At 65.6% G+C, this 23,638-nt stretch carries 23 protein-coding genes; 15 read left to right on the plus strand and 8 right to left on the minus strand.

Features of this window, described 5'->3' with window-relative positions; all coding sequences use genetic code 11:
* Positions 1 to 20 precede the first annotated feature (20 nt).
* Positions 21 to 1,271, minus strand: a complete 1,251-nt coding sequence (locus B9Z03_RS07605) for a DNA recombination protein RmuC (protein ID WP_085463654.1) — start codon at positions 1,269 to 1,271, stop codon at positions 21 to 23.
* Between the two features lie 100 nt (positions 1,272 to 1,371).
* On the opposite strand from B9Z03_RS07605, the gene def reads away from it, so the two are divergent.
* Positions 1,372 to 1,881: a peptide deformylase gene (def, locus tag B9Z03_RS07610; protein WP_085463655.1), complete on the plus strand. Its 510-nt coding sequence runs from the start codon at positions 1,372 to 1,374 to the stop codon at positions 1,879 to 1,881.
* 94 nt (positions 1,882 to 1,975) lie between these two features.
* Here def and yidC read toward each other — a convergent pair whose 3' ends face one another.
* Genes yidC through rpmH form a run of 3 tightly spaced genes read right to left on the minus strand, consistent with a single transcriptional unit; the run spans position 1,976 to position 4,279 of the window.
* A complete protein-coding gene (yidC, locus tag B9Z03_RS07615) occupies positions 1,976 to 3,793 on the minus strand; it encodes a membrane protein insertase YidC (protein ID WP_085463656.1) in 1,818 nt (605 codons plus the stop codon).
* Positions 3,790 to 4,128, minus strand: a complete 339-nt coding sequence (gene rnpA, locus B9Z03_RS07620; protein ID WP_085463657.1) for a ribonuclease P protein component — start codon at positions 4,126 to 4,128, stop codon at positions 3,790 to 3,792. Before rnpA ends, yidC begins: the two co-directional genes overlap by 4 nt.
* Positions 4,129 to 4,144: 16 nt before the next feature.
* Positions 4,145 to 4,279 carry a 50S ribosomal protein L34 gene (gene rpmH / locus B9Z03_RS07625; RefSeq protein ID WP_083867726.1) on the minus strand — a complete coding sequence of 45 codons (135 nt, stop codon included), beginning with the start codon at positions 4,277 to 4,279 and terminating at the stop codon, positions 4,145 to 4,147.
* Positions 4,280 to 4,511: 232 nt separating this feature from the next.
* On the opposite strand from rpmH, the gene lnt reads away from it, so the two are divergent.
* The 4 genes from lnt to trmB all read left to right on the plus strand — a co-directional run bounded on the left by lnt (position 4,512) and on the right by trmB (position 8,787).
* Positions 4,512 to 6,095, plus strand: a complete 1,584-nt coding sequence (lnt, locus tag B9Z03_RS07630; RefSeq protein ID WP_085463658.1) for an apolipoprotein N-acyltransferase — start codon at positions 4,512 to 4,514, stop codon at positions 6,093 to 6,095.
* Positions 6,096 to 6,236: 141 nt separating this feature from the next.
* Positions 6,237 to 6,650, plus strand: coding sequence for a helix-turn-helix domain-containing protein (locus tag B9Z03_RS07635; RefSeq protein ID WP_085463659.1), 414 nt, complete (start codon positions 6,237 to 6,239; stop codon positions 6,648 to 6,650).
* Between the two features lie 159 nt (positions 6,651 to 6,809).
* The gene (gene metK / locus B9Z03_RS07640; protein WP_085463660.1) at positions 6,810 to 8,081 is read left to right on the plus strand and encodes a methionine adenosyltransferase; all 1,272 of its coding nucleotides are present in this window, start codon (positions 6,810 to 6,812) and stop codon (positions 8,079 to 8,081) included.
* Between the two features lie 7 nt (positions 8,082 to 8,088).
* Positions 8,089 to 8,787 (plus strand): tRNA (guanine(46)-N(7))-methyltransferase TrmB, encoded by a 699-nt coding sequence (trmB, locus tag B9Z03_RS07645; RefSeq protein ID WP_085463661.1) that lies wholly within the window; start codon positions 8,089 to 8,091, stop codon positions 8,785 to 8,787.
* Positions 8,788 to 8,816: 29 nt separating this feature from the next.
* Here trmB and B9Z03_RS29770 read toward each other — a convergent pair whose 3' ends face one another.
* Both B9Z03_RS29770 and B9Z03_RS29775 read right to left on the minus strand, forming a co-directional pair.
* On the minus strand, positions 8,817 to 8,981 hold the full coding sequence (locus tag B9Z03_RS29770) for a hypothetical protein (protein WP_176247462.1): 165 nt from the start codon (positions 8,979 to 8,981) through the stop codon (positions 8,817 to 8,819).
* Positions 8,982 to 9,161: 180 nt separating this feature from the next.
* The gene (locus B9Z03_RS29775) at positions 9,162 to 9,326 is read right to left on the minus strand and encodes a hypothetical protein (RefSeq protein ID WP_176247463.1); all 165 of its coding nucleotides are present in this window, start codon (positions 9,324 to 9,326) and stop codon (positions 9,162 to 9,164) included.
* A gap of 262 nt (positions 9,327 to 9,588) precedes the next feature.
* Between B9Z03_RS29775 and rimP the strand changes: the two genes are divergently transcribed.
* The 10 genes from rimP to pnp all read left to right on the plus strand — a co-directional run bounded on the left by rimP (position 9,589) and on the right by pnp (position 21,167).
* The gene (gene rimP, locus B9Z03_RS07650; protein WP_139832442.1) at positions 9,589 to 10,206 is read left to right on the plus strand and encodes a ribosome maturation factor RimP; all 618 of its coding nucleotides are present in this window, start codon (positions 9,589 to 9,591) and stop codon (positions 10,204 to 10,206) included.
* Positions 10,207 to 10,243: 37 nt separating this feature from the next.
* Positions 10,244 to 11,839 carry a transcription termination factor NusA gene (nusA, locus tag B9Z03_RS07655; RefSeq protein WP_085467538.1) on the plus strand — a complete coding sequence of 532 codons (1,596 nt, stop codon included), beginning with the start codon at positions 10,244 to 10,246 and terminating at the stop codon, positions 11,837 to 11,839.
* A 36-nt stretch (positions 11,840 to 11,875) separates the two neighbouring features.
* Positions 11,876 to 12,526, plus strand: coding sequence for an RNA-binding protein (locus tag B9Z03_RS07660; protein WP_139832443.1), 651 nt, complete (start codon positions 11,876 to 11,878; stop codon positions 12,524 to 12,526).
* The gene (infB, locus tag B9Z03_RS07665) at positions 12,523 to 15,117 is read left to right on the plus strand and encodes a translation initiation factor IF-2 (RefSeq protein WP_085463664.1); all 2,595 of its coding nucleotides are present in this window, start codon (positions 12,523 to 12,525) and stop codon (positions 15,115 to 15,117) included. Before B9Z03_RS07660 ends, infB begins: the two co-directional genes overlap by 4 nt.
* Positions 15,118 to 15,136: 19 nt before the next feature.
* Positions 15,137 to 15,655 (plus strand): hypothetical protein, encoded by a 519-nt coding sequence (locus B9Z03_RS07670; RefSeq protein ID WP_085463665.1) that lies wholly within the window; start codon positions 15,137 to 15,139, stop codon positions 15,653 to 15,655.
* Positions 15,656 to 15,675: 20 nt separating this feature from the next.
* Positions 15,676 to 16,071 (plus strand): 30S ribosome-binding factor RbfA, encoded by a 396-nt coding sequence (gene rbfA / locus B9Z03_RS07675; protein WP_085463666.1) that lies wholly within the window; start codon positions 15,676 to 15,678, stop codon positions 16,069 to 16,071.
* The gene (gene truB, locus B9Z03_RS07680) at positions 16,068 to 17,042 is read left to right on the plus strand and encodes a tRNA pseudouridine(55) synthase TruB (protein WP_085463667.1); all 975 of its coding nucleotides are present in this window, start codon (positions 16,068 to 16,070) and stop codon (positions 17,040 to 17,042) included. The genes rbfA and truB overlap by 4 nt, the downstream gene beginning before the upstream one ends.
* Before the next feature lie 156 nt (positions 17,043 to 17,198).
* A complete protein-coding gene (gene corA, locus B9Z03_RS07685; protein WP_085463668.1) occupies positions 17,199 to 18,293 on the plus strand; it encodes a magnesium/cobalt transporter CorA in 1,095 nt (364 codons plus the stop codon).
* A gap of 177 nt (positions 18,294 to 18,470) precedes the next feature.
* Complete coding sequence (gene rpsO, locus B9Z03_RS07690; RefSeq protein WP_085463669.1) at positions 18,471 to 18,740, plus strand: 30S ribosomal protein S15; 270 nt, start codon at positions 18,471 to 18,473, stop codon at positions 18,738 to 18,740.
* Between the two features lie 282 nt (positions 18,741 to 19,022).
* Positions 19,023 to 21,167 (plus strand): polyribonucleotide nucleotidyltransferase, encoded by a 2,145-nt coding sequence (gene pnp, locus B9Z03_RS07695; protein WP_085463670.1) that lies wholly within the window; start codon positions 19,023 to 19,025, stop codon positions 21,165 to 21,167.
* Positions 21,168 to 21,363: 196 nt separating this feature from the next.
* On the opposite strand, the gene B9Z03_RS07700 is transcribed toward pnp, so the two are convergent.
* Both B9Z03_RS07700 and B9Z03_RS07705 read right to left on the minus strand, forming a co-directional pair.
* Complete coding sequence (locus tag B9Z03_RS07700) at positions 21,364 to 22,299, minus strand: transposase (RefSeq protein WP_085463671.1); 936 nt, start codon at positions 22,297 to 22,299, stop codon at positions 21,364 to 21,366.
* 449 nt (positions 22,300 to 22,748) lie between these two features.
* Positions 22,749 to 23,207: a hypothetical protein gene (locus B9Z03_RS07705; RefSeq protein WP_139832196.1), complete on the minus strand. Its 459-nt coding sequence runs from the start codon at positions 23,205 to 23,207 to the stop codon at positions 22,749 to 22,751.
* Positions 23,208 to 23,638 lie beyond the last annotated feature (431 nt).

Genomic DNA, 23,638 nt, shown 5'->3' on the forward strand with positions numbered 1-23,638 from the left:
CGCGAACGCCGAGGCGCGGCCTAATCGTCGCCGTCGACGACGCGAAGCCGCAACTGGCCGGTGCGCGTCCCCACAGAGGGTTCCGCCGCTGGCGACGAATCCGCGCTGTCCGGAGCCTGGCCGAACTCCAGAGCCTCGATCTTCTGGCCGCGCTTGGCGAGCTTGTCGGCCGAGGTGACGATCTGGTCGATGTCCTTCGCCGTCAGCGCGAAATGCCCCTGCAACTTGCGCACGCGGTCGTCGAGACGGGACAGGTCCTCCATCAGTCGCACCACCTCGCCCTGGATCAGGTGCGCCTGCTCGCGCATGCGGGCGTCCTTGAGCACCGACTGGATCACCTGGATCGACAGCATCAGCAGCGAGGGCGAGACGATGACGATGCGGGCGCGGTGCGCGCGCTGGACCAGCGCCTCGAAGTTCTCGTGGATCTCGGCGAAGATGGACTCCGAGGGCACGAACATGAAGGCCGTGTCCTGCGTCTCGCCGGTCAGCAGGTACTTCTCCGAGATCGCCTTGATATGCACCTCAACGTCGCGCCGGAACGCCTGCGCGGCGGCCTTGGCGGCTTCCGGCGAGCCCTCCGCCGCCTCGGCGGCGCGGATCGCGTTCCATGCCTCCAGCGGGAACTTGGCGTCGATGACCAGCGGCGGTGTGCCGTTCGGCATCCTGACGATGCAGTCGGGGCGGCTGCCGTTCGACAGCGTCGCCTGGAACTCGTAGGCGCCGTGCGGCAGACCATCGGCGACGATCGCCTCCATGCGCGACTGACCGAAGGCGCCGCGCGTCTGCTTGTTCGACAGGATCGCCTGCAATTGGACGACCTGTCCGGCGAGCGACTGGATATTGCCCTGCGCCGTGTCGATCACCGCCAGCCGCTCCTGCAGCTTCGCCAGGCTCTCATGCGTCGAGCGGGTCTGCTCGGTCATCGTCTGGCCGATCCGCCCGGTCATGGCGTCGAGGCGTTGGCCGAGCGACTGGTTGAGCTCGGCCTGGCGCGCGGTCAGGCTCTCGTTCATCAGCCCCATCCGCGTCTGCATCTCGACCTGCTGGCGAACGATCTCGGCCATGCGCATCTCGGCGTCGCGCGCGAGCTGCGCGGCATCCGCGGCCGCCTGGGCACGCGCGCTCGCCGACCGCCACAGCGCCGCCGCCAGAAGCCCGACGAGGAGCAGCAGGACAATGCCGGCCCCGGCGAGCGCGTGGCCGAGCGTCACGGTCGTCGCACCGAGCTGCGCCACGGGCCGGTCGAGAAGAATCGAAAGATCGTTCATGCCGACACTCTAGGCGATTCGTCGCGCGCCGTCAGATCAAAACGGGAACGAAGCGTCGGGCTATGTTGACGCTGGATGGATCACGGCTTACCTGAGCGACATGTCCGTCAAGCCCTTGATCATCCTTCCCGACCCGCTGCTGCGCCAGGTTTCCAAGCCCGTGGAGCGCGTCGACGCGCCGCTTCTGAAGTTTGCCGGCGACATGCTGGACACGATGTACGACGCCCCCGGCATCGGCCTTGCCGCGATCCAGGTGGGCGAGCCGCTGCGCCTGGTCGTCATCGACCTTGCCAAGGAGGGCGAGACGCCGGAGCCGCAGATCTTCATCAATCCGGAGATCATGGCTTCCGGCAACGACACCAATGTCCACGAGGAAGGCTGCCTTTCGATCCCCGACTACTATGCCGAGGTCGAGCGCCCGGCCAGCGTGACCGTCCGCTATCTCGACAAGGACGGCAAGCAGCAGGAACTCGCCGCGGACGGACTGCTGGCAACCTGCCTGCAGCACGAGATCGACCATCTGAACGGCGTGCTGTTCATCGACCATATCTCGAAGCTGAAGCGCGACATGGTGATGCGCAAGTTCAAGAAGCTCGCGCGCACCGCCTGAGCGGAGCGTCCCGGCCACCGACGTTCACTTCCAAGTCGCTCCAACGAAAAAGCCCGCCGAAGCGGGCTTTTTGTTTGAGGGTTTTGCGCGGCGGCTATTCCGCCGGCGTGGGTTTCTTCTTGAAGATGCCGATGAGATTGTCCCAGAGCTCGATCTTGGCGCCCTGGCGCTTCATGATGATGCCCTGCTGCAGGATCGACAGCGAGTTGTTCCATGCCCAGTAGATCACCAGGCCGGCGGGGAACGAGGCCAGCATGAAGGTGAATATGACCGGCATCCAGGTGAAGATCATCGCCTGGGTCGGGTCCGGCGGCGTCGGGTTCATCCGCATCTGCAGGAACATCGTGATGCCCATGATGATCGGCCACACGCCGATCAGCAGGAATGCCGGAACCGCGAACGGCAGCAGGCCAAACAGGTTGAAGATCGAGGTCGGATCGGGTGCCGCGAGGTCCTGGATCCAGCCGAAGAACGGCGCATGCCGCATCTCGATCGTGACGTACAGCACCTTGTAGAGCGCGAAGAAGACGGGGATCTGGATCAGGATCGGCCAGCAGCCGGCAAGCGGATTGATCTTCTCCGTCTTGTAGAGCTCCATCATCGCCTGCTGCTGCTTCATCTTGTCGTCCGCGTATTTCTCGCGGATCTCCAGCATCTTCGGCTGCATCTTCTTCATGTTCGCCATCGAGGCGTAGCTCTTGTTGGCGAGCGGGAAGAAAACGGCCTTGACGATGACCGTGGTGGCGAGGATCGCCAGGCCGAAATTGCCGAGCAGCTTGTAGAGGTGGTCGATCAGCCAGAACATCGGCTTGGTGATGAAATAGAACCAGCCCCAGTCGATCATCAGGTCGAACTGCCGGATCTGCCGGTCGGTCTCGTAGGCCTGGATCTTGTTCACTTCCTTGGCACCGGCAAAGACGAGCGTCTCGACATTGGCGGAGGCACCCGGCGCGAGCTGGATCGGATCGGTCAGGTAGTCGGCCTGGAAGCGGGCCCGGCCGTCATCGAACCAGGAGAAGTTGGGCTGGAAGGGCTGGGCGCCCGACGGGACCAGCGCGACGGCCCAGTATTTGTCGGTGATGCCAAGCCAGCCGTCGGTCGACTTGCCGGGCGTGACCCGCTTGTCTTCCTCGAGGGTGGCATATTTGATTTCCTGCAGGCCTTCCTCACCGGTTACGCCGATCAGGCCCTCATGGATCACGTAGACGCTCGGATGGGCCGGCTTGTCGAAGCGCGTGACGCGACCGTAGTTCTGAAGCGAAACGGCGGCCGCACCGGCATTTTCCACCTTGTCGCTGACCGTGAACATGTAGTTCGCGTCCACCGCGATGGTGCGCGTGAAGGTTATGCCCTTGTCGTTGGTGTAGGTCAGCGTGACCGGGGTCGACGGAGTGAGCGTCGCGCCGGCCGGGGCCGTCCAGACCGTATCGGGGCCCGGCATTGCGCCGGCGTCGGCGCCGGCCACGTAGCCGATCTCGGCATACTGGCCGTTGGGCAGGGAGGCGGGATTGAGCAGGTCGATGTTGGGCGAGCTCTTGTCGACCTCGGTGTGGTAGGCCTTGAGCTTCAGGTCGTCGATCCGCGCGCCGGCGAGGTTGATCGAGCCGGCCAGCGCCGGTGTGTCGATCGCGACACGGTTGCCGGCGGCGACCGTAGCCTCGCGGCTGGCGCCCGCGGGCGCCGAAGCCTGGCCGGGCACCGTCGTCTGGGGCGCACCGGGCACTCCGGCTCCGGCGGGCTGGCCGGGCTGTTCGGTCGTCGGCGAATTCTGCACGGCGATGCGTTCCTGCTCGATCCGGGCGGCCTCGCGCTGCGCCTCGATGCGCGGCTGCATGAAGAACACCTGCCAGACGGTCAGTATGATGACCGACAGGATGATCGTGATGAGCAGGTTGCGGTTATTGTCGGTCATCGGTCGGTTCCGCGAATGCGCCGGGCAAGCTCGGCCTTCAATGTGCTGAACGGCGCGGCAAGCACGTCGCGCCGCGCGACGATCACATAGTCGCTCCCTGCCGCCATGTCATCAGCGGCATGGACGCGCATGGCTTCCTTGAGTCGGCGCCGGATACGGTTTCGGACGGCTGCGTTGCCGACCTTCTTCGTCACGGTGACGCCGAAACGTGGCGCGCCTTCGTCGTCGCGACGCAGCGCCTCCACGAGGAAAAGCCGCCCGCGGCGCTTTTCGCCCGCACGGACGGCCAGGAACTCAGCGCGTTTGCGCAGCCGTTCGGGAGGCCGGTTCTTCACCGGCGCTGGCCCCGGATCAGGCCGACAGCCGCTTGCGGCCGCGGTTGCGACGGGCTGCGACGACGGCGCGGCCGCCCTTGGTGGCCATGCGGGCACGGAATCCGTGCCGACGCTTGCGGACGAGCTTGGAGGGTTGATAGGTGCGCTTCATTTATTTGATACCGCGGCGTGCGGCCCTTCTTGGATCTGTCTTTTCAACAGGAGCGTTTGCCGGACTGACACTGGGCGCAACAACAATTGCGCCGGGCGGTCGACCCGAGCGTGCGCGCGCTTTTAGTGAAGACCGGCGGCCGAGTCAATGTACGGGAGCCGCGTGCTCGTTTGGCAGCGCTCCGGCCGCCTGATACACCGTGCGCACCGATTCGCGGGGACGAAGGGAACGGATGGAGCGGCTGGCCGGCAAGGTCATTCTGCTGTGGGGATGGCGCCGCGCGCTTCTGGCATTCGTAGCCGGCGCGCTGGCGACGCTGTCGCAGGCGCCGTTCGATTTCTTCGCCGTCTGCCTCGTCTCCTTTCCGGTCCTCGTTTGGCTGATCGATGGCGCGGTGAGCGAGGGCCGCGTCGGCCTCCTGGGCCGTCTCAAACCGGCATTTTCCGTCGGCTGGTGGTTCGGTTTCGGCTATTTCCTCGCCGGTCTCTGGTGGGTGGGGAACGCGCTGCTCGTCGAGGCCGAGAGCTTTGCCTGGGCGCTCCCGCTCGCAGTGCTCGTCCTGCCGGCCGGGCTGGCGATCTTCTACGGCCTGGCTGCGTCACTGGCGCGGCTGTTCTGGTCGGACGGGATCGGTCGCATCTTTGCGCTCGCCTTTGGTTTCGGCATCGCGGAATGGCTGCGCGCGGTCGTCTTCACCGGCTTTCCCTGGAACGCGATCGGCTATGCGGCGATGCCCGACGCGGTGCTCATGCAATCGTCCTCGGTCGTCGGGCTCTACGGCATGAATGCGCTGGCGGTGTTCGTCTTCGCCATGCCGGCGCTGTTCGCCTCGAAGCGGCATCTGCGCGCGGGGACGCTCCTCGCCCTGGCGCTGGTGGCCGCCCATATCGGCTTCGGGCTGCTTCGTCCGCCTCCGGTCGCCGACGGCAGGAAGATCGCGCTTCGCATCGTCCAGCCCTCCATCGACCAGTCGGAAAAATGGGACGCCGCGGTTCGCGACCGTATCTTCAAGAGGTATCTCGACATGACGACGGCGCCGCCGGCCGACGGTAAGAAGCGCCCGGATCTGATCGTCTGGCCAGAAACAGCCGTTCCCTTCCTCTTCACCGATCGCCCGGATGCGCTTGCAGCGCTGGGTGCCGCGCTCGAAGACGGCCAACTCCTCCTCGCGGGCGCGGTGCGCTCCGAGGGCGGCGCGGGCGGCAATGGCGAGACGCGCTATTACAATTCGATCGTCGCGATCGACAGCCGCGGCGAGATTGTGGGCGCCTTCGACAAGGTGCATCTCGTGCCCTTCGGCGAATATCTGCCCTTCGAGGACATTCTGACGCGCCTCGGGATGAAGAAGATCGTCTCGACGCCTGTGAGCTTCTCACAAGGACTGGGGCGATCGCTGCTCGACCTGCCAGGCGGGCTGCGCGCGCTGCCGCTGATCTGCTACGAGGCGATATTCCCGGGCGAGGTCGCTCCGGCGGCTCCAGGAGCCGACGTCATTCTCAATGTCACCAACGACGCCTGGTTCGGCGACACGCCCGGACCTTACCATCATTTCCGCCAGGCGCGGCTGCGCGCGGTAGAGCAGGGACTGCCGCTTCTGCGCGCAGCCAACAACGGCATTTCGGCGGTCGTCGCGGCCGACGGCCGAATCGTCGACGGCTTTGCGTTGAACGGCATAGGCAATCTCGACGCCGAGCTGGAGATCGCGAAGCGTCCTCCGCCGCTCGGTTCGCCAGACGTTAACGGTCTGCTGATTGTCGCCTTTTTTGCAATCTCCGCGTGTGCTATGTATTTTGCCGGGAGGGCGCGCCCGAATTGACAAGTGTTGAAGGGCGTCAGCATAGTAGACCGCCAGTCGTGGATTGGCTCTTTCGGTCGTGAATATTGGGGCCTTGTGCCGAAAGAGCAGGGAGACTGGCAAAAAAAACTCCATACGGCCGTGCAAAGCGGCGAGGAAAAGATGGTAGAGAACAAGAAAAAACCAAACCCGATCGATATACACGTCGGTAGCAGGATCCGACTGCGCCGGAACATGCTCGGAATGAGCCAGGAGAAGCTTGGCGAAAGCCTCGGCATAACCTTTCAGCAGATTCAGAAATATGAGAAGGGCACGAATCGTGTCGGCGCGAGCCGCCTCCAGGCGATCGCATCGATTCTCGGCGTGCCGGTCTCGTTCTTCTTCGAGGATGCGCCGGGGCAGGAAGGGGGCGGGCCTGCCGGCTTTGCCGAGGATTCGTCCACCAGCTACGTCGTGGACTTCCTGAACAGCGCCGAAGGCATCCAGCTCAACCGGGCATTCGTGAAGATCGCGGACGTCAAGGTGCGTCGCAAGGTCATCGACCTCGTGAAGGCGTTGGCCGCCGACGAAGACTGAGCGTCTGCTCGGCTCAAGCGGCCGGCAATGGCGGGGAAAATCGAAGGTGCGAGAGCCCTGCGCTGTCGCGCCCGTCTTGACGCGCGCCTGCCGCTTTTCTAACAGGATCGCCGATCGGGCTGGCGATCCTGCCGTGCCTGCTTTCCAGAGGGGACACCCGTGGCGCGCCTGAATTACCTCTTCACCAGCGAATCCGTTTCCGAAGGCCATCCAGACAAGGTCTGCGACCGCATCTCCGACGAGATCGTGGATCTGGTCTACCGCGAGGCGAAAAAGTCGGGAATGAACCCGTGGGACGTTCGCGTCGCCTGCGAAACGCTGGCAACGACCAATCGCGTCGTGATCGCGGGCGAGGTCCGCGTGCCCAATTCGCTGCTGAAGAAGAACAAGGACGGCTCGATCATGCACGACGCCGCCGATTTCCCGGTCATCAATCCGGCGAAATTCAAATCGGTTGCGCGCAAGGCGATCCGCGACATCGGCTATGAACAGAGCGGCTTCCACTGGAAGACGGCCAAGATCGACGTGCTGCTGCACGGCCAGTCGGCCGACATCGCGCAGGGCGTCGACAACGCCGCCGACAAGCAGGGCGAGGAAGGGGCTGGCGACCAGGGCATCATGTTCGGCTATGCCTGCAACGAGACGCCCGATCTCATGCCGGCGCCGATCTACTACAGCCACAAGATTCTCGAACTGCTGGCGGCCGCCCGCCACAAGGGCGAGGGCGATGCCGGCAAGCTCGGTCCCGATGCCAAGAGCCAGGTGACCGTCCGCTACGAGAACGGCAAGGCCGCCGAGGTCACCTCGATCGTGCTGTCGACCCAGCATCTCGACGACAAGTGGGATTCGAAGAAGGTCCGCAAGGTCGTCGAGCCCTACATCCACGAGGCCCTTGGCGATCTCAAGATCGCCGACGACTGCAACTGGTACATCAATCCCACCGGCAAGTTCGTGATCGGCGGCCCGGACGGCGACGCCGGCCTGACCGGCCGCAAGATCATCGTCGACACCTACGGCGGTGCGGCCCCGCACGGCGGCGGCGCATTCTCCGGCAAGGACACGACCAAAGTCGATCGCTCGGCTGCCTACGCTGCCCGCTACCTCGCGAAGAACGTCGTCGCGGCCAAGCTCGCCGACCGCTGCACGATCCAGCTCTCCTATGCGATCGGCGTGGCGCAGCCGCTGTCGATCTATGTCGACCTGCACGGCACGGCAAAGCCGGGCGTCGACGAAGACAAGGTCGAGAACGCGATCCGCAAGGTGATGGACCTGTCGCCCACCGGCATCCGCAAGCACCTCGACCTCAACAAGCCGATCTATGCCAAGACCTCGTCTTACGGCCACTTCGGCCGCAAGGCTGGTCGCGACGGTTCTTTCTCGTGGGAGAAGACCGATCTGGTGAAGGCGCTCAAGGAAGCCGTCGCGGCCTGATCGAGACATGTCCGAAGAACGCCGCACGCGCACGGCGGAGGCGTTCTTCGGTCGCCGCCACGGCAAGACCATCCGCCCGATGCAGGCCGTCGTGCTGGCCGACGTCCTGCCGCGGCTGAAGGTCGACCTTTCAGCTGCGTCGCCCGGCGATCTGCGCGCGCTCTTTCCGGTTCCGGTCGACCGGATCGTTCTGGAAATAGGTTTCGGCGGCGGCGAACACCTGCATCACGCGGCTGGAGCGGCGCCCGCCACCGGTTTCATCGGCGTGGAACCGTTCGTCAACGGCATGGCAAGCCTGCTGCGCATGCTGGAGCGGGAAGCGCGGCCTAACATCCGTCTCTACGACGACGACGCGGCCGCGCTGCTCGACTGGCTGCCCGACGGATCGCTCGACCGGATCGATCTTTTCTATCCGGATCCCTGGCCGAAGAAGAAGCATTGGAAACGCCGGTTCGTGAACCGGGCGAACCTCGACCGGTTCGCCAGGGTTCTGAAGCCCGGTGGCTTGTTCCGCTTTGCCTCGGACATCGACCACTACGTCAACTGGACGCTGCTGGAGGTCGCGCGGCAGGGCGGATTTTCATGGCGGGCCGAGATGCCCGACGACTGGCGCGCGCCGTACGAAGGCTGGCCGGGAACGCGCTACGAGGCCAAGGCGCTGCGCGAGGGGCGGAGGCCGGCCTATCTGACGTTTGTCAGGACCTAAGACGTCCGGAGTCCCGTTGGGGTCGCTGATCAGCGGCGAATGATACGGCTGAACTGCTCCGGATCGATGCCGAGGCGCCTGAGCGCATGGGCGTTCGGCTGCTTGCCGCTTTCGACCGCGGCGGAGGCGGAGATCGCGCTGGCCGTCACTTCGATGAAGCCGCGAAGGGTGCTGGCGAAACTACGACGAGTCATGATGACACCTGTTCGTTCGAGGTCACTCGAAGATAGGGGTGATCTCGCGCCTGCGAAATAGATCGTTGTGCAGTGCAGCAATGCACGGTGTGCATGGAAGCGGACGACGGGGTCCAGAATGCAAAAGCCCTGCGGCATGCCGCGGGGCTTGAGAAGATCGGGATGCGCCTGTGGCGCGGATCAGAACCTGTTGATCTCGCGGAAGCGTTCCGGGTCGATGCCGAGACGCTGCAGATCGCGCGGGTCGGGAGCACGGCGGTTTGCCGTCGCGTTGGCGGCCGTGACGGCGCTGCCGAAAATGTCGAGAAGGCCGAGCAGCCTTCCGGAGAAGATGCCACGGGTCATGGGAACTACCTGTCTATCTATTGATGCGCTGTGCATATAGGCGTTTGCCAATTGATGAGGCAGGGTCTGCCGCGCATTTCAGCCATGCGTGGCGTGCATTGATCGCCGTTGGGAGCGAATCCGGCCTTTCCCTTGCATCCAATTCCGAAATCGCCTATTTAGTGCGTAAATTCTTGGTCGGTATGACGAAGAGTGGGTCCACCCGGTCCCGCTCTTTTTTGTTACCAGCACCAGGATTCGACCTGGAGCGACGATGGACGAAATCACGGCAACGATCGAAGGCGACGACCGCATCATCCGCGAGAGCGGCATCGATGCGCGCATCGCGCTGATCGTCGAGCCGGTGTTGACCGCGATCGGCTACCGGCTGGTGCGCGTCCGCCTCACGGGGCAGAACGGCCTGACGTTGCAGATCATGGCCGAGCGGCCGGACGGCACGATGACCGTGGAGGACTGCGAGACGGTCAGCCGCGCAGTGTCGCCGGCGCTCGACGTCGAGGATCCGGTCGAGAAGGCGTATCACCTCGAGGTATCGTCGCCCGGCATCGACCGTCCGCTGGTGCGCAAGTCGGACTTCGCGACCTGGCAGGGCCATCTGATGAAGATGGAGACCTCGGTGATGGTGGCCGACCGCAAGCGCTTTCGCGGCCGCATCGCCTCGGTGGACGAGACCGGCGTCACCGTCGATCGCGATGCGCCGGGCTATGGCGAGGAGCCGAGCGTGCGCGTGCCCTTCGAGGCGATTTCGGATGCGCGGCTGATCCTGACGGACGACCTGATCCGCGACGCGCTGTCGAAGGACAACCAGGCCAAGAAACAGGCGCGCAAGAAGCGCGGCGAGACCGAACCGGACGGCGAGGAGCCGTCCGAGGACAATTGAGTTCATGAACCGCGGCCAGTCCGCGAGGGAGATCACAATGGCAGTCAGTGCGAACAGGCTCGAACTTCTGCAGATCGCCGATGCGGTCGCGCGCGAGAAGTCGATCGACAAGTCGATCGTCATCGACGCGATGGCTGACGCGATTCAGAAGGCTGCGCGGTCCCGCTACGGCCAGGAGACGAACATCCGCGCCGACATCAACCATGCCACGGGCGAGATGAAGCTCCAGCGGCTGATGGAAGTCGTCGAGGACGTCGAGGACTACGCCAAGCACATCTCGCTGAGGGATGCGCGGGCGCGTAATCCGGACGCCCAGGTCGGCGACTTCATCGCCGAGCAGCTGCCGCCGATGGATTTCGGCCGCATCGCCGCCCAGTCCGCCAAGCAGGTGATCGTGCAGAAGGTGCGCGAGGCAGAGCGCGACCGGCAGTATGACGAATACAAGGACCGCATCGGCGAGATCGTCAACGGCACGGTCAAGCGTGTCGAATACGGCAATGTCATCGTCGACCTCGGCCGCGGCGAGGCGATCATCCGCCGTGACGAACTGATCCCGCGCGAGAACTTCAAATACGGCGACCGCGTCCGCGCCTATGTCTACGACGTGCGCCGCGAGCAGCGCGGTCCGCAGATCTTCCTGTCGCGCACGCATCCGCAGTTCATGGCCAAGCTGTTCACGATGGAAGTGCCGGAGATCTACGACGGCATCATCGAGATCAAGTCGGTTGCCCGCGACCCCGGCTCGCGCGCCAAGATCGCCGTCATCTCGCGCGACTCGTCCATCGACCCGGTCGGCGCCTGCGTCGGCATGCGCGGCAGCCGCGTTCAGGCGGTCGTCGGCGAGTTGCAGGGCGAGAAGATCGACATCATTCCGTGGTCGCAGGACGCCGCGTCCTTCATCGTCAACGCGCTGCAGCCGGCGGAAGTCGCCAAGGTGGTGCTCGACGAGGATGCGGAGCGCATCGAGGTGGTGGTGCCCGACGACCAGCTGTCGCTGGCCATCGGCCGCCGCGGCCAGAACGTCCGCCTCGCCTCGCAGCTCACCGGCTGGGACATCGACATCCTGACCGAGCAGGAAGAGAGCGAGCGTCGCCAGAAGGAATTCGTCGAGCGGTCGAAGCTGTTCATGGAAGCCCTCGACGTCGACGAGATGGTCGGCCAGGTGCTCGCCTCCGAAGGCTTCACCTCGGTCGAGGAAGTCGCCTATGTGGACTCCGACGAGATCTCCTCGATCGATGGTTTCGACGAGGACACCGCCAGCGAGATCCAGACGCGCGCCCGCGAATATCTCGATCGCATCGAGGCCGAGCACGACGAGGAGCGCCGGAAGCTCGGCGTCGCTGACGAACTGCGCGAGCTGCCCGGCATGACGACGGCCATGATGGTCGCGGTCGGCAAGGACGGCGTGAAGACGATCGAGGATTTTGCCGGCTACGCGGTCGACGATCTCGTCGGCTGGAAGGAGCGCAAGGACGGCGAGACCAAGACCTTCGCCGGCGTGCTGGGCGATTTCGGCGTCAGCCGCGCCGAGGCCGAGCAGATGGTGCTGGCCGCGCGCCTTCAGGCGGGCTGGATCACGGAAGACGATCTCGCCGGCGAGGAAGCCGACGAAGACGCCGAAGCCGCGGCCTGACGGTCATGCTGAGGCCTGGAGCAGACCTTGAACGAAATGAACGATCGCACCTGTATCGTGACGCGGCAAGCGGGAGACCCTGAGGGTCTCATCCGCTTCGTCGTCGGTCCCGACTCGTCCGTCGTTCCCGACATCAAGAGAAAGCTACCGGGCCGCGGCTGCTGGGTGACGGCCGACCGCCGTCATGTCGATGAGGCGGCGCGCAAGAACCTGTTTCGCCGCGCGTTCAAGTCCGAGGTTTCCGTTTCGCCGAATCTCGGCGACGTGGTCGAGCGCGTTCTCGTACAGAATGCGCTAGGGGCACTGGGGCTGGCGCGCAAAGCCGGAGTTCTCGCGCTCGGTGCCGCCAAAGTCGAGGCATCGGTGCGCAGCGGCGAGGCGGCCGCCGTGCTGCATGCCCATGAGGCGCAGGCCGACGGCGTGCGCAAGATAACCCAGGCGCGGCGTGCGACGGTCCATCTCGGCGGGCCGGATATCCCCGCATACAAACTCTTTTCGGAGGCCGAATTGGGTTTGGCATTGGGGGGGGCAAATGTGATACATGCAGCCGTGCTCGCCGGGGACGCGGGCAAGGCGGCGCTGAAGCGCGTGGTAGCGCTTGACCGATACCGGGGCGGATCCCCGGATGACGGCCTCGGTTCGGCGACCATCGAATCCGTCGATGGCGCATCTAAGGATATGGAATGAGCGATACGAAATCAGACGACGACAAGACGCTGAGCGTCAATGTGAAGAAGACTTTGAGCCTCAAGCCGGCCGGCGTGACGCAGGGCACGGTGCGCCAGAACTTCTCGCATGGCCGCACGAAGCAGGTCGTCGTCGAAACCAAGAAGCGGAAATTCCCGCTGCCCGGCGAGAAGCCGACGCCGGCGGCGCCTGTGCTCGTGCCGAAGCCGGCGGCTCCCCCCGTCGTGGCGAAGCCGGTCGTCGTCGAGCCGCCGCGTCCGCGGCCTGCCCCCGCACCGGAGCGGTCGGGCGTGGTCCTGAACGAGCTGTCGCGCGACGAGATGGAAGCACGCCGCCGTGCGCTTGCAGGATCGCAGGCGCGCGAGGCGGAGGACCGCCAGAAGGCCGCCGAGGAAGCGCGCCGCCGCGCCGACGAAGAAGAGCGCCGCAAGAAGGAGCGCGAGGAATCCGCCCGCCGGCAGGCTGAGGAGGAAGCGCGGCTGAAGCGCGAGGCGGAAGCACGCAAGCGCGCCGAGGAAGATGCGCGCCGTCGCGCTCCCGCCGCGACCGCCGATGCCATGGTTCCGGACGAGGACGAGCCAGTGCGTCCACGCAGCGGAGGTGGAGGTGCTGGTGGCAGAGGTGCGCCCGCAGCCCTTCCGCCTCGCCGCATCGCCACGCCCGAGGTCGCCCGCCCGGCAAAGGGCAAGACCGACGAGGAGCGTCGCCGCGGCAAGCTGACCGTGACCGCCGCGCTGACCGACGGTGACGGCCGTGGCCGTTCGCTGTCCGCGATGCGCCGCCGCCAGGAGAAGTTCAAGCGCGGCATGCAGAACGAGCCGCGCGAGAAGATCTCCCGCGAGGTCACGCTGCCTGAGACGATCACGATCCAGGATCTGGCGCAGCGCATGTCCGAGCGCGCCGTCGACGTCGTTAAGTATTTCATGAAGCAGGGCCAGATGATGAAGCCCGGCGACCTGATCGACGCCGACACCGCGGAACTGGTCGCGACCGACTTCGGCCACACAGTCAAGCGCGTCGCCGAGTCCGACATCGAAGGCGCGATGTTCAAGGTCGAGGACAAGCCCGAGAACATGGAGCCGCGTCCGCCGGTGGTCACCATCATGGGCCACGTCGACCACGGCAAGACCTCACTGCTCGACGCCATCCGCCATGCCAAGGTGGCGGCGGGCGAGGCCGGCGGCATCACCCAGCACATCGGTGCCTACCAGGTCGACAAGGATGGCCACCTGATCACCTTCCTCGACACGCCCGGCCACGAGGCGTTCACCGCCATGCGTGCCCGTGGTGCGCAGGCGACGGACATCGCGGTCCTGGTGGTGGCGGCGGACGACAGCGTGATGCCGCAGACGATCGAGTCCATCAACCACGCCAAGGCGGCGGGGGTCCCGATCATCGTGGCGATCAACAAGATCGACAAGCCGTCGGCCAACGCGCAGAAGGTCCGCACCGAACTGCTCCGCCACGAGGTGTTCGTGGAATCGATGGGTGGCGAAGTGCTCGACGTCGAGGTGTCGGCCACCAAGGGCACCGGCATCGACAAGCTGCTGGAAGCGATCATCCTGCAGGCCGAAGTGCTCGACCTGAAGGCCGATCCGGACCGCACGGCCGAGGGCGTCGTCATCGAGGCGCGCCTCGACAAGGGCCGCGGCCCGGTCGCTACCGTTCTGGTGCAGACCGGCACGCTCATCCCCGGCGACATCATCGTCGTCGGCAACGAGTGGGGCCGCGTGCGCGCGCTGATCGACGATCAGGGCGACAGCGTCGAGACGGCGGGTCCGTCCATGCCGGTCGAAGTGCTCGGCCTGCAGGGCGTCCCGCGCGCCGGCGACACGTTCGGCACCACCGAGACCGAGGCGAAGGCGCGCGAGATCAGCGAATATCGCCAGCGTCTCGCCCGCGAGAAGGCGGTGGCCAAGCATGCCGGCCAGCGCGGCTCGCTTGAGCAGATGATGTCGCAGCTCCAGACAGTCGGCGTGAAGGAATTCCCGCTGATCATCAAGGGCGACGTGCAGGGCTCGGTCGAGGCGATCGCGATCGCGCTCGAGAAGCTCGGCACCGACGAGGTGCGCGCCCGCATCGTCCACTCGGGGGCGGGCGCCATCACGGAGAGCGATATCTCGCTCGCCGAGACGTCGGGCGCTGCGATCATCGGCTTCAACGTGCGTGCGAACCCGCAGGCCCGCCAGGCGGCCGAGCAGGCCGGCATCGAGATCCGCTACTACAACGTCATCTACAATCTGGTGGACGACGTGAAGCAGGCGATGTCGGGTCTTCTGTCGCCGGAGCGTCGCGAGACGTTCCTGGGCAATGCGGAAATCCTCGAGGTCTTCGACATCACGAAGGTCGGCAAGATCGCGGGCTGCCGCGTCACCGAAGGTCGTGTCGAGCGCGGTGCGGGCGTGCGCCTGATCCGCGACAACGTCGTGATCCACGAGGGCACGCTGAAGACGCTCAAGCGCTTCAAGGACGAGGTCTCCGAGGTTCCCGTCGGTCAGGAATGCGGTATGGCGTTCCAGAACTACGAGAACATCCAGGTCGGCGACATCATCGAGTGCTTCCGCGTAGAGATGGTGACGCGGACGCTCTGACCGGCCAGCCGGGGAGCAGATGAGCGACATCGCACAGGTTCCCATCCGCACGCTTGCCTATACGGTGTCGCGTGCGGATGCCCTTGCCTTCGCCGTGCTGCGCCACGAACTGACCGGATGGGACAAGCTGAGGCTTCTCCTCCTGATCAGTGCGGCAGGGTTGCTGGCCGGCATCGTTCCGCAGGATATCGGCCCGGTGCTGTGGTGGACATCGATCGTCACCATCCTGGTCGCAGCCGGCGTGGCAGCTGTCGTCTGGACCAATCTCGACGTTCGGCGAAAGGCGGCCACGCTGCCGATCGTGGAAGGCCAGGCGACGCTCGACCAATGGGAAGACCGCCTGATCGAGCACCGGCTGCCGGGAACCCGGCAGGTGGACATCGACAGGATCACGCAGGTGGTCTGCACGGACCGCCACGTGTTCATCCGCGAAGGCGCCCTGGCGGTGATCATTCCGCTGGCGGCCTTCCGGGACCAGGAAGACATGCAGGACTTCGCCGCCGACATCGACGAGCGGTCGAGCCAAGCGGTAGCGTAGGTGCCAAGGACAGTTAGGCCATGAGTGGAACCACCGGACCATCCCAGCGCATGCTGCGCGTCGGCGAGCAGGTGCGTCATGCGCTTGCCGAAGTCCTCGCGCGGGGCGAGGTGCGTGACGACGTCATCGAGCAGACCGTGATCTCGGTCTCGGAAGTGCGCATGTCGCCAGACCTGAAGATCGCGACGGCCTTCGTCGCGCCGCTGGCGGCCAAGGACAACGACGCGGTGATCAAGGCGCTGGCGCAGAATGCCAAGTTCATCCGCGGCAGGGTCTCAGGCGCGCTGCGCCAGATGAAATACATGCCGGAATTCCGCTTCCGTCTCGACACGAGCTTCGACAACATGGCGAAGATCGACCGGCTGCTGCGTTCGCCGGAAGTGGCGCGGGATCTCGACAAGGAAGACGACGAGTGAGCAAGCCGCGCAGGAAGAAGGGCCGGAACATCTCCGGCTGGGTAGTGCTCGACAAGCCCGCCGGGATGGGCTCGACCGAAGCCGTCTCGAAGGTCAAGTGGCTCTATCGCGCCGAAAAGGCCGGTCATGCCGGCACGCTCGATCCGCTCGCCTCCGGCATGCTGCCGATCGCGCTGGGCGAGGCGACGAAGACCGTTCCCTATGTGATGGACGGGGCGAAGATCTACCGCTTCACGGTGGCCTGGGGCGAGGAGCGCGCGACCGACGATCTGGAAGGCGGAGCTACCGCGACGTCCGCCGACCGGCCGACCGAGGCGCAGATCCGTGCGCTTTTGCCGAAATACACCGGCGTGATCATGCAGGTGCCGCCGCAGTTCTCGGCGATCAAGATCGATGGCGAGCGCGCCTACGACATCGCCCGCGCGGGGGAGACGGTCGAAATCGCCGCGCGCGAGATCGAGATCGGTAGGCTCGACATCGTCGAACTGCCGGACGAGGGCCACACGACCTTCGAGGTCGAATGCGGCAAGGGCACCTATGTCCGCTCGCTTGCCCGCGACATGGGCCGCGATCTCGGCTGCTACGGCCATGTCAGCGACCTGCGCCGCGAACTGGTCGAGCCGTTCGAGACGGACGATCTCGTGACGGTGGCCGAGCTTGAGGCGGCCGCCGGCATCGTCCGCAATCCGGACGGCACCGAAACCCGCCCCGACCCGGACGAGACGCCCACGGCCTTCGGCGCCCTCGACGAGCTTCTGGTGGATACCGTCGTCGCGCTCGACAGCCTGCCGGAGATCCCGCTGGGCGACGACGCGGCGCAGAAGGTGCGGCTCGGCAATCCTGTCATCGTGCGCGGCCGCGACGCACCCGTCGAGGCGGCGGATGCGTTTGCCACGCAGCGCGGCAAGCTGGTCGCGATCGGCTCGGTGGAGGCCGGCATGTTCAAGCCGCGCCGGGTTTTCACGGCTTAGAGACATCGTTAGTTCTCCGCCGTCGTCCCTGCCTTCGGGATGACGGTCGAAGATGTAATGGATGCCGTAAACCTCCCACAACGCCGCTGACCGTCTGACCCGCCTGTCGCTTTCGCGTCGGACTTGCTATCCCAGCGATGCAGCGGGACCAAGCGCATGGCAGTCGAGAAAGCAGAACCAGTCCAGAAGCGGACGCGCACCAAGCGCTCCCCGATCGGTGCCCCGCCGGGCACGCTGATCGCCGATCCCACGGCGCCCCAGCCGGCGCTGACGCTCACCGGCGTTGCCGCAGACAGTTCGATGCTGTTCGAGAACGCCAGCCTCGAGACAGTTCGCCACTGCCGCGCCGAATGGCCGCTCGTCTGGATCGACTGTGTCGGCCTCGGCAATGTCGATCTCATCCGCGAGCTCGGCACGATCTTCGGCCTGCACCCGCTGGCGCTCGAGGATACGGTCAACACCAGCCAGCGCCCGAAGGCGGATTTCTACGACGACCATGCCTATGTCGTCATGCGCATGATCGACCATCCCACGTCGCGGCGCTGGGAGCAGATATCGGTCTTCTTCGGCGACAATTTCGTCATCACCTTCCAGGAGCGGGCGGGCGATCCCTTCGCGCCGGTGCGCAAGCGCATCGAGGCGACGCTGCCGAACCGGCTCCGCACGCGCAAGGCCGACTATCTGGCTTACGCTCTCATCGATGCGATCGTAGACAGCTATTTCGGGCCGATCGAGACGATCGGCGACCAGATCGACCACATCGAGGACGAGATGCTGGCGGGACCGCGCAAGCACCACCTGCGCGACCTCCACCTGCTGCGCCGGGAGGTCGTGGCGCTGAAGCGGGCGCTCTGGCCGCTGCGCGATGCCCTTGCAGCGCTGACGCGCGCCGATGCGCCCTATATCCATCGCGAGACGGCGGTCTATTTCAACGACACGCTGGATCATTCCGTCCGGCTGATCGACGCGGTCGATACGGACCGCGAACTGCTGACCGAGCTTCTGGACACCCATAACTCGCTCTCTCAGGCGAGGGTGAGCGAGGTGATCTCGATCCTCACCATCGTTTCCTCGATCTTCATCCCGCTGACCTTCCTGGCGGGAATATGGGGCATGAACTTCGACCCGCAGGCCTCGCCCTGGAACATGCCGGAGCTCGAGTGGAGCTATGGCTATCCCGCCGCGCTGGCCTTCATGCTGTTTGTGGCGCTGGCCCTGCTCGGCTACTTCAAATGGCGGAAGTGGCTTTAGACCGGCCCGGCCAAGCATCACTGCGACGCCGCTGCCGAAGGGGCTGGCTTTTCCCTTCGACATGCAGTATAGGCCCCGCAGCAAAGCGGTTAACCGGCTTTGCAGACACGGCCCCTGCTGGACGACATCCCGGCTGAGGGCATCCCGTTTCCTGACAAGAGAGAAAGGAAAAGCGCGATGTCGCTGACTGCTGAGCGTAAGACTGAACTGATGAAGGAATTTGCGACCAAGCCGGGCGACACGGGTTCGCCGGAGGTCCAGGTTGCCATCTATTCGGAGCGCATCAAGAACCTGACCGAACATTTCAAGGATCACAAGAAGGACAACCACTCGCGTCGTGGCCTTCTCGCCCTTGTCTCCCAGCGCCGCCGCCTGCTCGACTATCTGAAGGGCAAGGACGAGGCGCGCTACAACGCGCTGATCGAGAAGCTCGGCCTGCGCCGCTAACGACTTCGCCGCCGGGTCCGGTAACGGACCCGGCGGCTCTGCAATGGGCCGCCGCCAGAGGGTCGGCCCGACCGGTTCCGGACCTGGACCACGTTTGTATGAACCCGGAACCGCCCATGGACAGTCATGGGGCAGGATTGCCGGATGCTTGTCGCGCCGAGGATGCGCGAGAAAGCCAAGCTTCCCGTTGTCTTGCCCGTGGCTCGTCCGACACGAAGCCAGGGACCGAATGGCGCGCCGGAATGGTCCGGTGCCGCCCGTCCCGCATATGAAGGACAAGACATGTTCAATCACCACAAGGTGGAGATCGAGTGGGGCGGCCGTCCGCTCATCCTCGAGACCGGCAAGATCGCCCGCCAGGCCGACGGCGCCGTGCTCGCGACCTATGGCGAGAGCGTCGTTCTCGCGACCGTCGTCTCGATGAAGGAGCCGAAGCCCGGCCAGGACTTCTTCCCGCTCACCGTCAACTACCAGGAAAAGACCTACGCCGCCGGCAAGATCCCGGGCGGCTACTTCAAGCGCGAGGGCCGTCCGAGCGAGAAGGAGACGCTGGTCTCCCGCCTGATCGACCGCCCGATCCGCCCGCTCTTCCCGGCCGGCTACAAGAACGACACCCAGGTCGTCGTCACCGTCATGCAGCATGACCTGGAGAACGATCCGGACGTCCTGTCGATGGTCGCCGCCTCCGCCGCGCTGACCCTGTCGGGCGTTCCGTTCATGGGCCCGGTGGGCGCTGCCCGCGTCGGCTACATCAACGGCCAGTATGTGCTGAACCCGCATGTCGACGAGATCCCGGAATCGAAGCTCGACCTCGTCGTCGCCGGCACGTCCGACGCGGTGCTGATGGTCGAGTCGGAAGCGCAGGAACTCGACGAGCCGACCATGCTCGGCGCCGTCATGTTCGGCCACAAGGCCTTCCAGCCGGTGATCGACGCGATCATCAAGCTGGCCGAGGTCGCCGCCAAGGAGCCGCGCGACTTCACGCCGGACGATCTGTCGGGCCTCGAGGCCGAGATGCTGGCGATCGTCGGCGACGAGCTGCGCGAAGCCTACAAGAACGTCGACAAGCAGAAGCGCTATGCCGCCGTCGACGCCGTGAAGGCCAAGGTGAAGGCCGCCTTCGCACCGGTCGGCGACGAGCCGGCCAAGTATGCCGCCGACAAGGTCGGCGCGGTGTTCAAGGAACTGCAGGCCAAGGTCGTGCGCTGGAACATCCTCGACACCAAGAGCCGCATCGATGGCCGTGACCTCACGACGGTCCGCAAGATCGTCTCCGAGGTCGGCATCCTGCCGCGCACCCACGGTTCGGCGCTGTTCACCCGCGGCGAGACCCAGGCGATCGTCGTCGCCACGCTCGGCACCGGCGAGGACGAGCAGTATGTCGACTCGCTGACCGGCATGTACAAGGAGAAGTTCCTCCTTCACTACAACTTCCCGCCCTACTCGGTCGGTGAGACGGGCCGCATGGGTTCGCCGGGACGCCGCGAGATCGGCCACGGCAAGCTCGCCTGGCGCGCCATCCGTCCGATGCTGCCGGCCGCCGAGCAGTTCCCCTACACGATCCGCGTCGTCTCCGAGATCACCGAGTCGAACGGCTCGTCCTCGATGGCGACCGTCTGCGGCACCTCGCTGGCGCTGATGGACGCGGGCGTTCCGCTGGCCAAGCCGGTCGCGGGCATCGCCATGGGCCTGATCCTCGAAGGCGACCGCTACGCGGTTCTCTCCGACATCCTCGGCGACGAGGACCACCTCGGCGACATGGACTTCAAGGTGGCGGGCACCAACGCGGGCATCACCTCGCTGCAGATGGACATCAAGATCGCCGGCATCACCGAGGAGATCATGAAGGTCGCGCTCGACCAGGCCAAGGGCGGCCGCGAGCACATCCTCGGCGAGATGTCGAACGCGCTCTCGGGCGCCCGTTCGGAACTCGGCGAGTTCGCGCCGCGCATCGAGGTCATGCACGTCCCGACCGACAAGATCCGCGACGTCATCGGCTCCGGCGGCAAGGTCATCCGCGAGATCGTCGAGAAGACCGGCGCCAAGATCAACATCGAGGACGACGGCACGGTGAAGATCGCCTCGTCGAACGCGAAGGAGATCGAGGCGGCCAAGAAGTGGATCCACTCGATCGTGGCCGAGCCGGAAGTGGGCGAGATTTACGAAGGCACGGTCGTCAAGACCGCCGACTTCGGCGCCTTCGTCAACTTCTTCGGCCCGAAGGACGGCCTCGTCCACATCTCGCAGCTCGCCAATGACCGCGTCCAGAAGACCACCGACGTCGTCAAGGAAGGCCAGAAGGTCTTCGTCAAGCTGATGGGCTTCGACGAGCGCGGCAAGGTGCGCCTGTCGATGAAGGTCGTCGACCAGACCACCGGCAAGGAAATCCCGAAGTCCGAGAAGAAGGCCGAAGAGGCCGCCGAGTAATCTCGGACATCGGATTGTATCGGAAGGGCGCGGAGCGATCCGCGCCCTTTTTGCTTTGAGGCGGCTCCCCTTCTCCCCGTTCACGGGGTCCGAAGGACGGGCGAGACAAGCGGCTCGCCCCGGCACAGGTGCCCGAAGGGCGGATGAGGGGCGGCACGAGCTTTCAAAGGCTGGGCACTGCCCCTCACCGCCGTCATCAACTCTGCTGCATTTGAGCGTCCCTTAGCCTGGCATTGAGGGTCACGATGATCTTTCGCATGACAGCGGCGAGGGCGAGGATTGGCTTTTTTCCGGCGGCCAGCAGGCGTTTGTAGAAGTCCGCGAACTCGCCGCGTCCGCAGGCGGCCTGCATGGCGGGCATGTAGAGTATGGTTCGCACGGCCGGGCGGCCGCCGCGCATGCGTCGGTAGCCGACCTTCTTTCCGCTTTCGTTGGGATGCGGCGCCAGGCCTGCCAGCGCGGCGGCCTGCCTTCGGTCCATGGTGCCGAGTTCCGGCATCGCGGCGAGAAGGGCGGCGGCGGTGACTTGGCCGATGCCCGCCATGGCGGTGACGACGGCGCTCCTGTGCTTCAGCACCCCGCTGCGCATGAGCGTGCGGATTGCCTGCTCGACGCGCGCGATCTGTCGCTTCAGGACGGCCAGCACGGCTCGGAAGGTCGTGGCCAGTTCGGCTGCCCCGGGCGCCTTCGAGCGGTTCTGCTCGGCCACCTTCATAGCCACGAGGTCGTCGCGGCGGCGAACCAGCGCCTTGAGCCTTTCCTGGCGGGGGTCGGCGGCCTGCCACAGGGCGAGGCTCGCCCAGCGCTCCAGGCCATAGGCGGCCAGCTCGCGCGCATCGATGGCGTCGCTCTTGCCGAGCCGGCCACGCGAACGGATGAAGGCCTTGAGCTTGCGCGTGTCGGCGCGGTGTGCCGGCAGGTCGAGGCGCAGGCACTCGTCGAGCAGGACGGTCTCGTGGCCGCCGGTCGGCTCGCACACGGCGAAATCGGCGCGGCAGGCCCGCAGAAACCGGCGGATGGCGGGACGGCGGTTGTCGATGACCTCGACGGTGCGGCCATCGGAGACGGCGATCGTCTCCTTGGCGACGTCGAAGCCCAGGCAGCGGCGGGGAAGGTGGTGCAGAAGGGCCATGCTGATGCTATCCTCATCCAGGCTGGCTTGAGATTGTTTGCGGGCGTGGCGATCAGCGGCCCGATCAACTCTCCAAGCGATGGCGCGAGACGGCAGGAACCTTGATGACGACGGGTGCAAACCCGATTCCGGGACGGTTGCCTGCCGCCGGAACTGCGGGCTGTCGAAGAGCCCGCAGTTCCACCCGTATTCTAGCCCGATTCAGACAAACAATTCCGGGTCCGCGCAGCGGAGCCCGGAATCCAGCGCGCCAACGCCTGCGCGCTGCACTCATCTGCGCTCCGACGTGGTCGCGACAGTCGATGAACTGCCTGCTTGCCCGGCGCTCTGGGTTCCGGGTTCCGCTGCGCGGCCCCGGAATGACGGCGCGCGCGATTGTCCTCCCCGTGCGAGGGAAGGCCGATCTCATATGGTAAGGCACTGCGAGAAGGGGCACGACAGGTGCACCTTTAGGACGTGTCGTGATACTCGACCGGAACGGCGGCGGATATGGCGAGCCTTTCGATGAGCGCGCCCAGGCCATGGATCGCGCGGCCCTCATTCCCCGCCTCGTCGGACGCCTGCCCCCGATGCAGGAACGACAGGCGGCACAGATGCGCCGCGATGGCCCGCATGTAGAGCCCGAATGCCCTGAGCGAATCTGCAAGGTCCTCCGCATCGAAAGGATTGCTGCCGAAGCCGGCCGGCATCGGGACGGGCGACCAGGGTCTGCGGGCGAAGCTGCGGAGCGTGCCTTCGACGTAGGCGCTCAGCAGCGCATTCGCCTGCCAGGCGGCCCACAGCACGCACCAGCGGACCCAGAACGAGCGGCCGGCGGCCTGTTCGGCCATATCGGCGATCGAGAACAGGCGCATGACGATCCGCGCCATCTCCGCCTGCTCCCTCCCCGCCTTCGCCCTCCAGCCCATCACCGGCTCCTGTTTGACCGGACATAGTTTCGGGCATGTCGGCAGGGGTGGGGATGGAAAAAGTTTCTGCTGTGAGAATCTCCAAGCGGGACAAAGGGTTGCGGGAGAGGGAGCGAAAATCGATCCATCTGAAGGCTCACTTTCCTTCGCACAACCTGCCCTCTCGCGCGCCCCCTCCACCACGCTTCGCGTGGTCCCCCTCCCCCGTGAACGGGGGAGGATACGCGCTCAGCCGTCGCGCTTTTCTAACCCTCGATGAAGGCAGCCACGGGAGATGCGGTGGCACCTTATCCTCCCCCGTTTACGGGGGAGGGGGACCACACGCAGTGTGGTGGAGGGGGCGCGGGAACAGGGAACATTGCGCAGTAGGTCGAGAGCGCCCGGCAGGGGTGTCGGGTCCGTTTTGCCAAGGATCGTCGTCCTCAACGAGA

The sequence above is a fragment of the Mesorhizobium australicum genome (genome assembly GCF_900177325.1).
Taxonomy (GTDB): domain Bacteria; phylum Pseudomonadota; class Alphaproteobacteria; order Rhizobiales; family Rhizobiaceae; genus Mesorhizobium_A; species Mesorhizobium_A australicum_A.

What these genes read in the sequence shown, in the direction of transcription:
- B9Z03_RS07670 (WP_085463665.1), top strand. Translation starts at nt 15,137, where the DNA reads ATGAGCGACATCGCACAGGTTCCCATCCGCACGCTTGCCTATACGGTG.
- rpsO (WP_085463669.1), top strand. Translation starts at nt 18,471, where the DNA reads ATGTCGCTGACTGCTGAGCGTAAGACTGAACTGATGAAGGAATTTGCG.
- def (WP_085463655.1), top strand. Translation starts at nt 1,372, where the DNA reads ATGTCCGTCAAGCCCTTGATCATCCTTCCCGACCCGCTGCTGCGCCAG.
- nusA (WP_085467538.1), top strand. Translation starts at nt 10,244, where the DNA reads ATGGCAGTCAGTGCGAACAGGCTCGAACTTCTGCAGATCGCCGATGCG.
- infB (WP_085463664.1), top strand. Translation starts at nt 12,523, where the DNA reads ATGAGCGATACGAAATCAGACGACGACAAGACGCTGAGCGTCAATGTG.
- rbfA (WP_085463666.1), top strand. Translation starts at nt 15,676, where the DNA reads ATGAGTGGAACCACCGGACCATCCCAGCGCATGCTGCGCGTCGGCGAG.
- yidC (WP_085463656.1), bottom strand. Translation starts at nt 3,793, where the DNA reads ATGACCGACAATAACCGCAACCTGCTCATCACGATCATCCTGTCGGTC.
- lnt (WP_085463658.1), top strand. Translation starts at nt 4,512, where the DNA reads ATGGAGCGGCTGGCCGGCAAGGTCATTCTGCTGTGGGGATGGCGCCGC.
- B9Z03_RS07605 (WP_085463654.1), bottom strand. Translation starts at nt 1,271, where the DNA reads ATGAACGATCTTTCGATTCTTCTCGACCGGCCCGTGGCGCAGCTCGGT.
- trmB (WP_085463661.1), top strand. Translation starts at nt 8,089, where the DNA reads ATGTCCGAAGAACGCCGCACGCGCACGGCGGAGGCGTTCTTCGGTCGC.
- B9Z03_RS07635 (WP_085463659.1), top strand. Translation starts at nt 6,237, where the DNA reads ATGGTAGAGAACAAGAAAAAACCAAACCCGATCGATATACACGTCGGT.
- B9Z03_RS29770 (WP_176247462.1), bottom strand. Translation starts at nt 8,981, where the DNA reads ATGACTCGTCGTAGTTTCGCCAGCACCCTTCGCGGCTTCATCGAAGTG.
- B9Z03_RS29775 (WP_176247463.1), bottom strand. Translation starts at nt 9,326, where the DNA reads ATGACCCGTGGCATCTTCTCCGGAAGGCTGCTCGGCCTTCTCGACATT.
- rpmH (WP_083867726.1), bottom strand. Translation starts at nt 4,279, where the DNA reads ATGAAGCGCACCTATCAACCCTCCAAGCTCGTCCGCAAGCGTCGGCAC.
- B9Z03_RS07700 (WP_085463671.1), bottom strand. Translation starts at nt 22,299, where the DNA reads ATGGCCCTTCTGCACCACCTTCCCCGCCGCTGCCTGGGCTTCGACGTC.
- corA (WP_085463668.1), top strand. Translation starts at nt 17,199, where the DNA reads ATGGCAGTCGAGAAAGCAGAACCAGTCCAGAAGCGGACGCGCACCAAG.
- B9Z03_RS07705 (WP_139832196.1), bottom strand. Translation starts at nt 23,207, where the DNA reads ATGGGCTGGAGGGCGAAGGCGGGGAGGGAGCAGGCGGAGATGGCGCGG.
- pnp (WP_085463670.1), top strand. Translation starts at nt 19,023, where the DNA reads ATGTTCAATCACCACAAGGTGGAGATCGAGTGGGGCGGCCGTCCGCTC.
- B9Z03_RS07660 (WP_139832443.1), top strand. Translation starts at nt 11,876, where the DNA reads ATGAACGATCGCACCTGTATCGTGACGCGGCAAGCGGGAGACCCTGAG.